This window comes from Paenibacillus planticolens (assembly GCF_013141725.1).
In the GTDB taxonomy this organism is placed as follows: domain Bacteria; phylum Bacillota; class Bacilli; order Paenibacillales; family NBRC-103111; genus Paenibacillus_E; species Paenibacillus_E planticolens.
The window spans coordinates 19,029-33,167 of record NZ_WHNZ01000044.1 but is presented as its reverse complement, the minus strand read 5'-3'; the positions used below and the strand labels follow the sequence as shown (position 1 = coordinate 33,167).

Below are 14,139 nucleotides of genomic sequence, written 5' to 3'. Positions count from 1 at the left end.
TTAAGGCCCGTTGGTCAAGTGGTTAAGACACCTCCCTTTCACGGAGGTAACAGGGGTTCGAGTCCCCTACGGGTCACCATTATTACCTTAGCATGAACGCTTAGCTCAGCTGGGAGAGCATTACCTTGACAGGGTAAGGGTCGGCGGTTCGATCCCGTCAGCGTTCACCATTTATACAGCTGTACTTTTTAATGCGGAGCCGTGGTGTAGAGGCCTAACATGCCTGCCTGTCACGCAGGAGACCGCGGGTTCGAATCCCGTCGGCTCCGCCATTATTACCAATTTCATTTAAGGCTCGGTAGCTCAGTCGGTAGAGCAGAGGACTGAAAATCCTCGTGTCGGCGGTTCGATTCCGTCCCGAGCCACCATTTTTTAAAACTACACATGCCGTTGTAGCTCAACTGGTAGAGCAACTGACTTGTAATCAGTAGGTTGGGGGTTCAAGTCCTCTCGACGGCACCACGCGCGTATGGCGGAATTGGCAGACGCACTAGACTTAGGATCTAGCGGGCGACCGTGGGGGTTCAAGTCCCTCTACGCGCATCACACAAAAAGGCAGAACCATTATGGTTTTGCCTTTTTTCGTTTATATGCCTTGCAAGCATTTTGGTTCGATATATATGCAGCAGGGGAACTACAGGGCGCTATTTCAACGGAAATAGCCCTTTTGTCCAGATAAAGGGAACTACAGGCCGTTATTTTGCCATTCGAAGCAGTTAACGCCCCCATTTCGTTGAAATAAGACCCTGCAGTTCCCCTCCAGCAAGCAAACCTCCGTTTTTCTCCAAAATAGCGCCCTGCAGTTCCCCTGAACCAACCGGGGAACGTTTTCACCCAATTGAGCAGCACCGCTATTCCCATTTTGATATCTTCCCGGATCAAGTACCAGGCGGCGCCTGCAAGGAAGTATCCGTTGAGATTTTGGCAAGCCTCTGAATCACTTGATCCACTTTATGAATATGCTGCGACATTCTTTCCGCTGCCAGCGTTTCGTCCTGGGCATCGATGGCATCAACAATGTCGCGATGCTCTTGTAGTAGCTTTTCAGCGGATGCGCGCTCAGCAAAAAACCACAGACGGCGAGAAGCCTTCATGCTCACCTGCAGCCTCTCTGTCAAAGACTCCATCATCCCGATCATGAGGGAATTATGGGAGGCTCTGGCGATTCCCAGGTGAAATCGAATGTCGGCTTGCTCGCTTTCTTCCTCGTTGCCCAGCGCCCTCTCCATCGTTTGAAGAATGTCCCGGAGCGCCGAGACATTGGCTTCCGTCCGCCGGCTTGCTGCCAAAGACGCGCAGCCCGCCTCGATGAATCTGCGTACTTCCTGCACCTCCTGCAGCGATTCGCCTTGATCAAAGAGGGGGGCGGTATCCGTTGGCAGAGGATTGCTGACGAACGTCCCACCGCCGTGCCTGATATCGACCCACCCCATCGCCTTAAGCGCGCTCAGCGCTTCCCGGATGGTCGAACGCCCGACTTGAAAGCTCGCAGCAAGGTCGACTACAGTAGGCAGTTTGGAGCCTGGAGCATAGGTTCCCGTCTCAATTTGCTTTTTAATCTGCCCCATTACGATTTCCGAGCCCTTTTGCGGCCGTATCTGCTGAAATGCCATTCCAATTCCCCCATAAAAGATGTATACATCTATTCAATCATAAGCTAAAATAGAAGAAAAGTCATCAGATCACATGATCACTTAAAACATGAATAGTCCCGTGGGAGGCTGCTATGCTGGATAACCAAATTAGACAACAACTGTTCAATATTGTAGGCGAAGCTTTTTTCAAAGATGACATGGAGTCGCTTGTTACCCACTCTTATGACGGAACACCGATGCTCCAATCGCTGCCGGACGGCGTGATTTATCCGAAAGATACGGCGCAGGTTTCTGCGATTATGAAGGTGTTGAATGAGCACCGCGTTCCGCTTATCAGCAGAGGATCCGGAACGAATCTTTGCGGCGGTACGGTTCCCGTTCAAGGCGGCATCGTGATGGTGATGCACCGGATGAACGCGATCCTCGATATCGATATGCAGAATCTGACGGCGACGGTGCAGCCGGGCATCATTACGAAGCAGTTCATCGAGCATATCGAGAGCCTGGGCTTATTTTATCCGCCAGATCCAAGCTCCATGGCTATTTCGACCATTGGCGGCAATATTGCGGAGTGCTCCGGAGGACTTCGCGGACTTAAATACGGTACGACCAAGGATTATGTGATCGGCTTAGAATGCGTGCTGGCGAGCGGTGAAATCATGCGCACAGGCGGCAAGCTGATGAAAGACGTGGCCGGGTATGATTTGACGAAGCTCCTGATCGGCTCGGAAGGGACGCTGGCTGTTATTACAGAAGCCACGCTGAAGCTGGTTCCGCCGCCGAAATTTAAGAAAACGATGCTGGCGATGTACAAAGATTTATATGGGGCGGCTCGTACCGTGTCCAAGATCATTGAAAACCGCATCATTCCGGCAACACTGGAATTTATGGATAATCCGACGATTCGCGTGGTGGACGATTTCGCCAAGCTGGGGCTGCCGCTGGATATGGCGGCGATCCTCTTGATTGAACAGGATGGCGACATGGAAATGGTAGAGCGGGATATTGCCCGCATCTCGGAAATTTGCCGCGAGGAGCAGGCGGATGAGGTCAGCATCGCGAGCAATCAAGAGGAAGCGTTGAAGCTGCTGACCGCTAGACGCAGCGCCTTCACTGCCCTTGCGCGTTTGCGTCCGACAACGATCCTGGAGGACGCCACCGTACCGCGCTCCAAAATTGCCGATATGGTGCTGGAGATTAACCGAATCGCAGAGAAGCATAGCGTGCAGATTTGCACCTTTGGGCATGCGGGAGACGGCAATCTTCACCCGACAGCGACAACCGATGCAAGGGATCAGGATGAAATCCACCGTGTGGAGGCAGCTTTCGAAGAAATCTTTGAAGCGGCGATCCAGATGGGGGGAACGATTACCGGCGAGCATGGCGTTGGGCTGGTAAAAGCCCCTTTCTTGGAATGGAAAGTAGGAAGCAGCGGCATCGCGATGATGAAAGGGATCAAAGACGTGTTCGACCCGCATCATCTGCTGAATCCCGGCAAAATGTTTGCCAAAGAATCCAGACGCAGGGTGGTGATCGACCGTGGCTAAAGGAGCAACGCTTCAGGAAACGCTGATTCAGAAGCTGGACTACGATCAATTGACCAACTGCATGCGCTGCGGTTTTTGCCTTCCGGTTTGCCCGACGTTTAAGGAAACGGGTGTCGAGGCCGAATCCCCTCGCGGGCGTATTTCACTCATGAAAGCAGCCGTGGATGGCGTAATGGAGCCGGGCATCTCCTTCGAGGATCAGATGAATCACTGCTTAGGATGCCGTGCGTGTGAACCGGCTTGTCCCGCCGATGTGAAATACGGCCAGTTAATTGAGCAGGCTCGCGATGCGGTTGAAACCCATACGAAGCAGCATAGATGGTGGATACGCGGCGTGCGCAAGATGGTGTTCAAAGAACTGTTCCCATCGCAGCAAAGAATGCGCCTGTTAGGCTCAGGCCTCCATTTTTATAAAAAATCAGGCCTGCAATCCGTCGTTCGCAAAACAGGCGTCGTCGGTTTATTTTCCAAACAATTGTCCGATATGGAGAAAATTCTCCCGGACGCTTCGGGCAAAGGCATCACCCAGCTCCTGGGTACCTTCATCCCGGCCAAAGGAGAAAAAGTTGCCACTGTTGGCATGTTTAGAGGCTGTTTGATGGATGTGATGTTCACGGAAACGAATATCAAAACCGTTAAACTGCTGTCCGAAGCAGGCTTTGATGTCGTCATTCCGGAGACGCAGAACTGCTGTGGCGCCCTCCATGCGCACAGCGGCGAAAGCGATCAGGCCAAAATGCTGGCCAAGAACAACATCCGCGCTTTCCAAGAAGCCGGAGTGGATTACATTGTATCCAATGCAGGCGGTTGCGGCGCTATACTGATCGAGTACGATCATTTGCTGCATGATGAGCCGGAGTGGAAGGATGCTGCGGGGTGGTTCGCTGCGCGGGTGAAGGACATTTCGACCATACTTGTGGAAAAAGGACGTCCGCTGCGCTTCGCCGATCATCAAGCCGGAACGGCATCCACCCGGGTGACCTATCAAGACTCCTGCCATCTTCGAAATGTGATGAAAGGCAGCAATCCGTCCAGACAACTGCTGAAAGAAGTAGGCAACGTTACCTTTGTCGAAATGAAGGACGCGGGCTCTTGCTGCGGATCAGCCGGTATTTATAATGTGACGCAACCGGAAATGGCCAACCAAATTCTCGAGGGCAAAATGGTCAACGTGAATGCAACCGAAGCCAGCTACCTAGTGACGAGCAATCCTGGCTGCTTATTGCAAATGAAGCTGGGGATCGATAAGCATGGGCGCAAGGGAAAAATGGAAGCCGTCCATATTGCCGACTTTTTATATGATCGTGTTTTCAAAAATTAACCTAACAGCCATCTCTCAAAAAGCTGCCAAGTTCAAAAAACTGGGCAGCTTTTATTTCCATTTTTTCGTAAAATAAAGTATGGTAATATGTCGAATAAAAGGAAAACTGTAGAGTGAACCTATTATGTGATGTTTACGGTAGTAGGAGGGGGGATGTCTGCATGAACATTTTAGTTACCGGGGGAGCCGGATTTATTGGATCGCATATTGTCGATGATTTGGTTCAGGCCGGGCATCGTGTGCATATATTGGATAACCTGTCTACAGGCTTTAAAGTGAATGTGAATACGGGGGCTGTTTTTCACCTTGGGGATTTACTTGAAGTTGGGCTTTCCGCGGTGTTCGAGGCTGCGCGCCCGGAAGTTGTCATTCATCATGCGGCGCAAGTCGATGTGCAGACTTCGCTGGCCAATCCCTTATTGGATGCCAAAATCAACATTTTGGGGACGATTGCCCTGTTGGAGCAATGCCGGGAGTATGGCGTCCGGAAACTGATTTACGCCTCCTCTGCTGCAGTGTACGGGACTCCGCAATATTTGAGCGTGGATGAAGCCCATCCGGTCAAGCCGCTCTCTTTCTATGGCATTTCCAAACATACGCCCGAACACTACATAGAAAGCTTTGCTTCTCTTTATGACATGGACTACACCATCCTGCGGTATGCGAATGTCTATGGTATAAGGCAAGATCCTAAGGGAGAAGGCGGGGTCGTTGCCGTCTTTGTGGACAAGCTTTTGGAAGGGAAACAACCGGTCATTTATGGCGACGGGGAGCAGACGCGGGATTTCATCTATGTGAAGGACATCGTGAGCGCAAATAGAGCTGCCTTGAGCAAAGGCAGCCACGGTATTTACAATATTAGCTGCAATGAACAAACAAGTGTTAATGATCTTCTGAGGGTGATGTGTTCGATTTGCGGCAGCAGTTTCAACCCGTCCTATGGGCCTGCCCGCACCGGCGATATTGTTCACAGCCGGCTGGATAACCGCGCAGCGCTTCACGCTCTCGGTTGGAGTCCGGTTTTCACGTTGAAGGACGGCTTGGCAGCAACTTTTGCCTATTATAAAACGCAGTATCAAGTAGGATAAAAGTATACTTTTTTCGCTGTTATCTGATTGATTTTCGGGCGGCCGCAGGCGTTACGCCGAGTACCCTTTTGAACATGGCGTGGAAATGGGGCAAGCTTTCGAAGCCGCACATTTCTGCGATATGCCGGATATTAACATCACTTTCGCCAAGAAGCTGCTTTGCCCGAATGATCCGCTTGGTCATGATGTAGGCGGTGATGTTCATGCCAATCAACTGTTTAAAGACGCGGCTGAGATGAGCCGGTGAGACGGAGGCTTGCTTCGAAAGGGTACCAAGTCCGATGTCCTCGCAGAAATGCTGATCGATAAAAAGCAGAATTTCTCTCATCCAAACGGGGCCGACAAGAGGGTCACCCGCAGTCAGCATCGAACCGGAGCCCACATCCCGCTGTATAAAAAGCAGCAGCTGAAGCAGCTGCAAGAAAATCGCCTGACGGTGGCCAGGGCTCGTCTGCTTGAGCTCACGCTGGATGGACTCCAAATGGGGCTCCATATGCTGACGCTGCGGGAGCAGCAGCTCCAATTTGTAGTGGCGAACCCTTGCTGCATGCTCGAAGCTGTGCAAATAAGAGAACGAATCTCCGAGCTGCGGCGCTTGGATCATGCCGGGACTAAAATAGACAGCGGTAGACGTTACGGGTGTTTCCTTGTCAGGTGTGGCCCGGTGGATGGTATTTCCGGGGATAAGGAACAGATCGCCCTGCTTCATGTCGTAAAAAGTATGGTCGATGAAGAAGGTGCCTTTGCCGCGGTATACATATACAATTTCAAACCAGTCGTGAAAATGGTCAGGGAGCTCGCTTTGCGAGCTTTTTGTATTTTTATAGGCAAACGAAAACGGAAAAGCATCGTTCGTATCGAATATTTTGCGCACCGGATGCATAAGGCCGCTCCTTCCCAGTATGAGTCTTCTAATGATATCAAAAAAGCGTACAAATATGCTAGAAATCGATATTTCTTATACGTTAGATGCTGTTAAAATGAAAGAAAGCGATAACAAACAGCTCATCAATAAGGAGGTATGCCATGCGAATAGATGCACATCAGCATTATTGGAAAATCGATCGGGGCGACTACGGATGGATCGGTCCGGAGCTGCCGGCCTTGTATCGTGATTTTTTGCCAAGCGATTTATGGCCTTATTTGAAGAAGCACCAGCTGGATAAGACGATTGTTGTTCAAGCAGCGCCAACCCTAGAAGAAACAAGCTATCTCCTGTCTTTAAGCGAGGAATCGGAAACCGTTGCAGGTGTCGTAGGCTGGCTCGATTTGAATGACCCTGAATGCCTTCTCCACTATGCAAAATTCAAACAACATCCCAAATACGTGGGCTTCCGAGTCATGATTCAAGAAATGCCGGATGCGAACCGGATCTTGGAGCCTCATTTTGTTGAGGCCTTGCGATATTTTGCTGAGGAGGACGTTCCCGTTGATTTGCTTGTAAAATCCGAGCAATTAGCGCCGGTAATCGAGCTTTTGGAACAGGTCCCGGGGCTGCGGGCGGTGATCGATCATATCGCGAAGCCGCGGATAGCTGATGGAGCTATCGAGCCTTGGAAAAGTCAGATGGCGGCTATCGCCAAGCATCGGAACGTGTACTGTAAGCTTTCGGGCATGGTGACGGAAGCGAACCCCACAAGCTGGGTCAAAGAAGATTTTACGATGTATATCCGGCATGTTCTGGAAGTATTCAGAGCGGAGCGGGTCTTATTCGGCAGCGATTGGCCGGTATGCTTGCTAGCGGCAGATTATGACGAAGTTGTCGGGGTATTGACGCACGCCTTGCCGGAAACTTGGACTCAACACGACAATGACCGTCTATTTGGACTAAACGCGAAGGAGTTCTATAAACTATGAAATATCGTAAATTGGGCAAAACAGGGCTGGACGTCTCCGTATTGAGCTTCGGGGCCTCTTCGCTTGGCTCTCTCTTCCGTGAAACGAACGAGGAAGAAAGCATCCGGACGGTGCATACGGCTGTTGATCTAGGCATTAATCTGATTGATGTGTCCCCGTATTACGGTTTAACCAAAGCGGAAACGGTATTAGGCAAAGCGATTGCCCAACTGGACAGAGATCGCTTTATTTTGACGACAAAGGCTGGGCGTTACGGTGACGCCGAGTTCGATTTCTCGAAGGAGCGGATTATCCGCAGCGTCGATGAAAGCTTAAAGCGGCTTCATACGGATTATATCGATATTCTATATTTGCATGATATTGAATTTGCTGCTTTCGATGAGGTTGTTGAAGGGGCTTTCCCTGCACTCGATGCCTTGAAGCAATCTGGAAAAATCCGTTATTTCGGCGTATCCGGACTGCCGTTGTCCGTGTTTGAGAAGTCGCTGGCTGTGAAAGAGCTCGATTCTGTGCTGTCCTACTGTCACTATGCGCTGAATGACACGTCCTTGCTGGACATAGTACCGCTGTTGGAGCAGCACGAAGTAGGATTGGTGAACGCATCGCCGCTATCGATGGGACTGCTGAGCACTAGACCCGCAGCTTCTTGGCATCCGGCACCGGCTGACATTCAGCGCGTCTGCAAGGAAGCTGCCGAGTACTGCGCAAGCCAGGGAGCTGACATTGCGAAGCTGGCGGTGCAATACGCAACGGCGAACGAGCGGATACCAACGACGCTCGTCAGCACGGCGAGTCCGGAGAACATCCGCAAAAACATCGCATGGACGGATGAGCCTATGGATGCCGGGCTGCTGCAAGAAGTGTTGGACATTTTGAAGCCAATCCACAACAAGTCATGGATTAGCGGAAGACCTGAATATAACGAGAAGACTTGCGTATAGGGAGGGTTAGAATGAAAGCGATCGTCTGTGAGGAGATTGAACGGTTTGCCTTTGTTGAGATGCAGGAACCAGCAGTAAAAGCGGGCGAAGCCATCGTTCGTATCAAAAGGATCGGCATCTGCGGGACGGATTTACATGCCTATAAAGGGAATCAGCCATTTTTCAGCTATCCGCGCGTGCTTGGTCACGAACTCTCCGGCTATGTCGAAGAAGTTGGCGAAGGAGTCCCGGGGCTGCAGATTGGCGACCAGGTCAGCGTCGTTCCGTATATGCACTGCGGAACGTGCATTGCTTGCCGCAAAGGCAGTACGAACTGCTGCACCCATATGAAAGTGCTTGGCGTGCATATGGATGGAGGAATGAGAGAACTGGTTTCCATACCTGCCAGCCATCTCATTAAAACGGCGGGGCTAACGCTTGATCAAGCAGCGATGCTGGAGCCGCTTAGCATCGGAGCTCACGCCGTGCGAAGATCAGGGCTTCGCGCGGGTGAAACGGCGCTCGTCATTGGAGCGGGGCCGATCGGACTCGGCGTCATGATCCTGGCGAAGCTGTTTGGCGCGAATGTCATCGCGATGGACATCAATGACGAGCGGTTGGCGTTTTGCCGCAAGTGGGCGGGCGTCGATCATACCGTGAATGCGCTGCAGCAGCCGAAGGAGCAGCTGTCTGCGCTCACGAACGGCGATATGCCCACTGTGGTTTTCGATGCGACGGGCAATGCAAGGTCTATGACAGACTCCTTCGGACTTGTCGCGCATGGCGGCAAGCTTGTGTACGTTGGCCTCGTAAAGGCGGATATCACGTTCCATGATCCTGATTTTCATAAGCGGGAGCTGACGCTGCTGGGCAGCCGGAACGCAACGATGGATGATTTCGACACCGTGTATGAAGCGATGCAAACAGGAGTCATCGACATTGAGAGCTACATCACACACCGTGTATCCTTCGAGGACATGATCGGCCAGTTTGAGACTTGGCTGAAGCCGGAGTCGAAGGTAATTAAGGCGATCGTTTGTTTGTAGTATGGCGCTGAGTTGAGGCAAAGCGCGTGCAACTGCTCTGAGGAAAGTGCGTGCAACTGCTGCTGCTGCTGCTGCTGCTTTGCTCACGGACACCACAGGCGTTATTGTTGCCGAAGTTGTGCTTTCGCTGAGCTAACGGATGTGAGAGACGTTATTAGGCGAAAACAAAGGATATTAGCTCAAAAACAGCTATTTAACGTCTCTGGTATCCGTTGGCCATCATTTCAGGCTGGAAATGGTGAATAACGTCCGTGCTGTCCGTCCGGAGTTTCTGAGGACAAGTATCGTCACCCACCAGCCGGAGCTCCTGAGCGTAAGTATCGTCTCCCATCTGTCGGAGCCCCTAAGCAGAAGTATCGTCTCCCATCTGTCGGAGCCCCTAAGTAGAAGTATTGTCTCCCATCTGTCGGAGCCCCTAAGTAGAAGTATTGTCTCCCATCTGTCGGAGCTCCTAGGCACAAGCATTGTTTCCCACCAGAGGGAGCTCCTAAGCCCAAGTATTGTCACCCACCAATTGGAGCTCCTAAGCCCAAGTAATGTCACCCACCAGACGGAGCTCCTAAGTAGAAGTATCGTCTCCCACCAGAGGGAGCTCTTAAGTACAAGTATTATCACCCACCAGAAGGAGCTCCTAAGCAGAAGTATTGTCTCCCCCCAGCCAGAGCTCCTTATTCCTCGTCACCATCATCACCCCGTTAGTCTATGTTGCACTTTGTGCAATGAAAAAGCACTCTACACCCTGCAATCCCGGGCTTCATTGTACAAAGTACAATCATTTTAGCTCAAATGGTTCTAAAACAGCGGATTTCAGCCTTTAATGTTGTACAGTGTACAACATAGAGAGGGCTGAGGCGATATTACAGCCATAATGTTGTACAAAGTACAACATAGGAAGACAAGAATCGGTCCCTACCAGATGGAGCTCCTAAGCCCAATTATCGTCTCCCTCCAGCCGGAGCTCCTAAGCAAAAGTATGTCTCCACCAGTCGGAGCTCCTGAGCCCAAGTAATGTCACCCACCAGTTAGAGCCCCTAAGCAGAAGTAATGTCACCCACCAGTTAGAGCCCCTAAGCAGAAGTATTGTCACCCACCAGTTAGAGCCCCTAAGCAGAAGTAATGTCACCCACCAGTTAGAGCCCCTAAGCAGAAGTAATGTCACCCACCAGTTAGAGCCCCTAAGCAGAAGTAATGTCACCCACCAGTCGGAGCTCCTAAGCCCAAGTAATGTCACCCACCAGAAGGAGCTCCTAAGCCCAAGTATTGTTTCCCACCAGAAGGAGCTCCTAAACCCAAGTATTGTTTCCCACCAGAAAGAGCTCCTAAGCCCAAGTATTATTTCCCACCAGAGGGAGCTCCTAAGCCCAAGTATTGTCTCCCCAGCCGGAGCTCCTAAGCCCAAGTTATTGTCACCCATCAGTTGGAGCTCCTAAGCCCAAGTATTGCTCCCCACCAGATGGAGCTCCTAAGCCCAAGTATTGTCCCCCCAGCCGGAGCTCCTTCCTTATTACTCGCCGCCAACACCACCCCGCCAGCCCTTTGTTGCACTTAGTGCAACAAAAAAGCCGTCAACCCCCTGCAATCCCCGGCTTGATTGTACAAAGTACTATCATTTTAGATTATATGGTCCAAAATCAGCGGATTTCAGCCCTTAATGTTGTACAACGTACAACATAGAAAGACCGTCTGGCAGAAAGATGCCAAGACGGTCTTTCCATCTCACGCCAGCGCAGGCTTCTCCAGCTCGGCAATAAAAGCAGCGGCGGCTGTCGACAAAGGCATATTCCGCAAAGTAATAATGCCGATCTTCGTCGAGGGAATCGCAACGTCCAAGTTCACTTCAAACAAACTGCCCTCGGCGAGTTCCTTTGCGACGAACTCCTTCGTCACGAAGGAGACGCCGAAGCCGATCTTCGCGAACTCAATCAGCAAATCCACGCTGCCCAGCTCGATTTCCGGCTCAAGCTGCAAGCCGTGATCGCTGAACAGCCGAGTGACGAACTTGCGCGAGGAGCTGTTGCTGGAAAACAAAATGACCGGGTATTCCAGCAGATCGGCAAGGGTTGCTTTTTCCAGCGTAAGCTCCCGGTATTTTGGCCCCGTAACAAAGCAGTCTTGGATCGTGATCCCTTCGCGCACCTGCAGTTGCTCATCATGAATGGGGGTTCTCACGATACCGATATCGATTTTGCCTTCCTTCAAATGCTTCACGATTTCCGGCGTCGTACCATGCACCAAATTAATCTGGACATGCGGATACTGTTCGTGAAACGCTTCCAAAAAAGGGAGGAGGTAGTGCTTGCACAAGGAGTCGCTGCCGCCGATTTTAATCTCCCCGCTTGAGAAATTACGAAGCTCACTCAGCTTTTCCTCGGCAAGCGAAATAAAATTGTACGCCTGTTCAATATAGGAGTACAGCACAGAACCTTCCTTCGTAAGCTCCACACCCTTGGATGTTCGGGCAAAGAGCTGAAGCCCCAGGCATTCCTCCAAAAGCTTGATGGAATGCGAGACGCTCGGCTGAGTAATATACAGCTCTTTAGCGGCTTTGGATAAGGAGCCTGATCGCGCGGTCAAATAAAACACTTTATACAGCTCAAAATTCACCATATAGACACCTTCTATAGCAAGTATTGAAACTATCAATTATTTGAATGCTCTAACTATCCTTATAATAAAGAGTATCAGCAACAAAAATCAACTAATTGATGGAGGGGTCCTCTTTTGAATCAGACAACTGTTGGTATTGAAGAGTTAAGCATCAACACAATTCGCACGCTGACGATTGACGCTGTCGAGAAAGCCGCGATGGGTCATCCCGGCATGCCGATGGGTGCCGCTCCTATGGCATATGCCCTATGGACACAGCATCTCAAACATAATCCTGCCGATGCCAAATGGGTGGACCGCGATCGTTTCGTGCTTTCCGCCGGACATGGCTCGATGCTGCTATACAGCCTGCTGCACTTAAGCGGTTATGGCTTAACACTTGAAGACATCAAAGAATTCCGCCAGTGGGGCAGCCTTACGCCCGGACATCCGGAATTCGGCCACACCGTTGGTGTAGAAGCTACTACGGGACCGCTTGGCCAAGGCGTAGCGATGGCTGTCGGCATTGCGATAGCTGAAGCGCACCAAGCTGCGATCTATAATAAACCGAACTTCCCGATTGTCGATCATTACACGTATGCGATTTGCGGAGACGGCGATTTGATGGAAGGTGTTTCTTCTGAGGCTGCTTCCTTGGCTGGGCACTTGAAATTGGGTAAGCTAATCGTGCTTTATGATTCCAACGACATTTCGCTTGACGGAGAGTTGAACATGTCTTTCTCCGAGAACGTGAAGACACGAATGGAATCTTACGGCTGGCAGTACCTGCGCGTGGAAGAGCAAAACAATGTCGAGGCGATTTCCGCGGCGATCGCAGAAGGTAAGGCGGACACTAGCCGTCCAACGCTGATTGAGATCAAAACAACGATCGGCTACGGTTCCCCGAACAAAGCCGGCAAAGGCGGCCACGGCGGCACGCACGGCTCGCCGCTCGGCAAAGAAGAACTGCTCCTGACGAAACAGGCGCTGGGTTGGCCGTTGGAGCCGGATTTCCACGTTCCGGCTGAGGTTTACGAGCACTTCGCCCACTTCAAGCAACTTGGCGCTGAAGCCCAAACAAGCTGGGAGCAGCTGTGGAGCAGCTACCAGGCTGCTTATCCCGAGCTCGCTCAGCAGTTCGAGCTTGCAAGCAGCGGCGACCTTCCGGCGGACTGGAACGCCGATGTGCCGCGCTTTACACCGGAGAGCGGCGCTATCTCGACGCGCACCGCGTCCGGCAAAGTGCTTAACGGCCTGGCGAAGCGGGTTCCTCAGCTGGTGGGCGGCTCTGCCGACCTGGCGAGTTCCAACTTCACCATGCTTAACGACGCTGCGGCATTCAGCGCCGCGGATTACAGCGGCCGCAACTTCTGGTTCGGCGTCCGGGAATTCGCCATGGGCGCAGCGCTGAACGGCATGCTGCTGCACGGCGGACTGCGGGTCTTCGGCGGTACGTTCCTCGTGTTCAGCGATTACTTGCGCGGTGCAATCCGCTTGTCCGCGCTCATGAAACTGCCTGTTGCGTACGTGTTCACGCACGACAGCATCGCTGTCGGTGAGGACGGCCCGACGCATCAACCGATCGAACAGATCCCATCCCTGCGGATGATTCCGGATCTGACGCTGTTCCGTCCTGCGGACGCGAACGAAACGGCAGCGGCTTGGGAGTACGTCATGCAAGCCAAAGAAGGCCCGTTCGTCTTTGCCTTGTCCCGTCAAAACTTGCCGGTACTGCCTGGCACGGACCAGCTTGCTTTTGCCCATATTCATCAAGGCGCTTACGTACTGGCTGAGGCCACTCCTGGAGCAACGCCGGATGTTCAGCTCATCGCAACAGGTTCCGAAGTCACCTTGGCACTTGACGTGAAGAAGCAGTTGGAGCAATATGGAATTGGTGCAAATGTCATTTCCATGCCGAGCCGTGAGCTGTTTGAGCAGCAATCTTTGGACGTGCAGCAGGCAGTTCTTAATCCGAATGTAAAAGCAAATGTCGTCATTGAGATGGCATATCCTGCTGGATGGGAAGACATTACGGGAGGCAAAGGCTTCGTCGTGGGCATCCGCAAGTTCGGGGCATCCGCGAAGGCAGATCGCGTAATTCGTGAATATGGCTTTACCGCCGAAGCAATCGTACAACAAATCAAACAGAAGTATTTCCAAGATTAACCCGCAAAGGGAG

Annotated in this window: 12 protein-coding genes and 6 tRNA genes; 13 read left to right on the top strand and 5 right to left on the bottom strand. The window is 51.8% G+C overall.

Translation table 11 applies throughout. The features are described from left to right. Window positions 1-4: 4 nt before the first annotated feature. From GC097_RS21180 to GC097_RS21155, 6 genes are all read left to right on the top strand, one after another. A tRNA-Glu gene (locus tag GC097_RS21180) sits at window positions 5-79 on the top strand. 15 nt (window positions 80-94) lie between these two features. Continuing rightward, a tRNA-Val gene (locus tag GC097_RS21175) sits at window positions 95-170 on the top strand. Window positions 171-195: 25 nt separating this feature from the next. Then, window positions 196-272, top strand: a tRNA-Asp gene (locus GC097_RS21170). A 20-nt stretch (window positions 273-292) separates the two neighbouring features. Beyond that, window positions 293-368 (top strand) — tRNA-Phe (locus tag GC097_RS21165). A gap of 18 nt (window positions 369-386) precedes the next feature. Then, window positions 387-462: transfer RNA gene (locus tag GC097_RS21160), tRNA-Thr, on the top strand. A gap of 1 nt (window position 463) precedes the next feature. Continuing rightward, a tRNA-Leu gene (locus tag GC097_RS21155) sits at window positions 464-543 on the top strand. Between the two features lie 335 nt (window positions 544-878). Here the strand turns inward: GC097_RS21155 and GC097_RS21150 are convergent. After that, window positions 879-1,613 carry a FadR/GntR family transcriptional regulator gene (locus GC097_RS21150; protein ID WP_171685300.1) on the bottom strand — a complete coding sequence of 245 codons (735 nt, stop codon included), beginning with the start codon at window positions 1,611-1,613 and terminating at the stop codon, window positions 879-881. Window positions 1,614-1,726: 113 nt separating this feature from the next. Between GC097_RS21150 and GC097_RS21145 the strand changes: the two genes are divergently transcribed. The 3 genes from GC097_RS21145 (at window position 1,727) to GC097_RS21135 (ending at window position 5,551) form a co-directional block, all read left to right on the top strand. Continuing rightward, a complete protein-coding gene (locus GC097_RS21145) occupies window positions 1,727-3,142 on the top strand; it encodes an FAD-linked oxidase C-terminal domain-containing protein (RefSeq protein WP_171685299.1) in 1,416 nt (471 codons plus the stop codon). 61 nt (window positions 3,143-3,203) lie between these two features. Next, on the top strand, window positions 3,204-4,463 hold the full coding sequence (locus tag GC097_RS21140) for a (Fe-S)-binding protein (RefSeq protein ID WP_171685304.1): 1,260 nt from the start codon (window positions 3,204-3,206) through the stop codon (window positions 4,461-4,463). 161 nt (window positions 4,464-4,624) lie between these two features. After that, window positions 4,625-5,551, top strand: coding sequence for an NAD-dependent epimerase/dehydratase family protein (locus tag GC097_RS21135; RefSeq protein ID WP_171685298.1), 927 nt, complete (start codon window positions 4,625-4,627; stop codon window positions 5,549-5,551). 19 nt (window positions 5,552-5,570) lie between these two features. Here the strand turns inward: GC097_RS21135 and GC097_RS21130 are convergent, their stop codons facing one another. After that, window positions 5,571-6,434, bottom strand: coding sequence for an AraC family transcriptional regulator (locus GC097_RS21130; RefSeq protein WP_171685297.1), 864 nt, complete (start codon window positions 6,432-6,434; stop codon window positions 5,571-5,573). Window positions 6,435-6,577: 143 nt separating this feature from the next. Here GC097_RS21130 and GC097_RS21125 point away from each other — a divergent pair, with 143 nt between their 5' ends. From GC097_RS21125 to GC097_RS21115, 3 genes are read left to right on the top strand one after another with little or no spacing between them, the layout of a single operon-like run. Next, window positions 6,578-7,408, top strand: a complete 831-nt coding sequence (locus tag GC097_RS21125; RefSeq protein WP_171685296.1) for an amidohydrolase family protein — start codon at window positions 6,578-6,580, stop codon at window positions 7,406-7,408. Next, complete coding sequence (locus GC097_RS21120) at window positions 7,405-8,349, top strand: aldo/keto reductase (protein ID WP_171685295.1); 945 nt, start codon at window positions 7,405-7,407, stop codon at window positions 8,347-8,349. Before GC097_RS21125 ends, GC097_RS21120 begins: the two co-directional genes overlap by 4 nt. Window positions 8,350-8,360: 11 nt before the next feature. Beyond that, window positions 8,361-9,374 (top strand): zinc-binding alcohol dehydrogenase family protein, encoded by a 1,014-nt coding sequence (locus GC097_RS21115; RefSeq protein WP_171685294.1) that lies wholly within the window; start codon window positions 8,361-8,363, stop codon window positions 9,372-9,374. A gap of 193 nt (window positions 9,375-9,567) precedes the next feature. Here GC097_RS21115 and GC097_RS21110 read toward each other — a convergent pair whose 3' ends face one another. The 3 genes from GC097_RS21110 to GC097_RS21100 all read right to left on the bottom strand — a co-directional run bounded on the left by GC097_RS21110 (window position 9,568) and on the right by GC097_RS21100 (window position 11,981). Next, window positions 9,568-9,705 (bottom strand): hypothetical protein, encoded by a 138-nt coding sequence (locus GC097_RS21110; protein WP_171685293.1) that lies wholly within the window; start codon window positions 9,703-9,705, stop codon window positions 9,568-9,570. A 630-nt stretch (window positions 9,706-10,335) separates the two neighbouring features. Then, the gene (locus GC097_RS21105) at window positions 10,336-10,788 is read right to left on the bottom strand and encodes a hypothetical protein (protein ID WP_171685292.1); all 453 of its coding nucleotides are present in this window, start codon (window positions 10,786-10,788) and stop codon (window positions 10,336-10,338) included. A gap of 302 nt (window positions 10,789-11,090) precedes the next feature. Then, window positions 11,091-11,981, bottom strand: a complete 891-nt coding sequence (locus GC097_RS21100; RefSeq protein WP_171685291.1) for a LysR family transcriptional regulator — start codon at window positions 11,979-11,981, stop codon at window positions 11,091-11,093. A gap of 114 nt (window positions 11,982-12,095) precedes the next feature. Between GC097_RS21100 and tkt the strand changes: the two genes are divergently transcribed. Next, entirely contained in the window at window positions 12,096-14,126 is a 2,031-nt protein-coding gene (gene tkt / locus GC097_RS21095) for a transketolase (protein WP_171685290.1), read from the top strand. Window positions 14,127-14,139 lie beyond the last annotated feature (13 nt).

Excerpts from the sequence above, each read along its gene's own strand:
- GC097_RS21100 (WP_171685291.1), bottom strand. The coding sequence starts at position 11,981 with ATGGTGAATTTTGAGCTGTATAAAGTGTTTTATTTGACCGCGCGATCA.
- GC097_RS21145 (WP_171685299.1), top strand. The coding sequence starts at position 1,727 with ATGCTGGATAACCAAATTAGACAACAACTGTTCAATATTGTAGGCGAA.
- GC097_RS21130 (WP_171685297.1), bottom strand. The coding sequence starts at position 6,434 with ATGCATCCGGTGCGCAAAATATTCGATACGAACGATGCTTTTCCGTTT.
- GC097_RS21150 (WP_171685300.1), bottom strand. The coding sequence starts at position 1,613 with ATGGCATTTCAGCAGATACGGCCGCAAAAGGGCTCGGAAATCGTAATG.
- GC097_RS21135 (WP_171685298.1), top strand. The coding sequence starts at position 4,625 with ATGAACATTTTAGTTACCGGGGGAGCCGGATTTATTGGATCGCATATT.
- GC097_RS21115 (WP_171685294.1), top strand. The coding sequence starts at position 8,361 with ATGAAAGCGATCGTCTGTGAGGAGATTGAACGGTTTGCCTTTGTTGAG.
- GC097_RS21125 (WP_171685296.1), top strand. The coding sequence starts at position 6,578 with ATGCGAATAGATGCACATCAGCATTATTGGAAAATCGATCGGGGCGAC.
- GC097_RS21110 (WP_171685293.1), bottom strand. The coding sequence starts at position 9,705 with ATGGGAGACGATACTTACGCTCAGGAGCTCCGGCTGGTGGGTGACGAT.
- GC097_RS21105 (WP_171685292.1), bottom strand. The coding sequence starts at position 10,788 with ATGGGTGACAATAACTTGGGCTTAGGAGCTCCGGCTGGGGAGACAATA.
- GC097_RS21120 (WP_171685295.1), top strand. The coding sequence starts at position 7,405 with ATGAAATATCGTAAATTGGGCAAAACAGGGCTGGACGTCTCCGTATTG.
- GC097_RS21140 (WP_171685304.1), top strand. The coding sequence starts at position 3,204 with ATGCGCTGCGGTTTTTGCCTTCCGGTTTGCCCGACGTTTAAGGAAACG.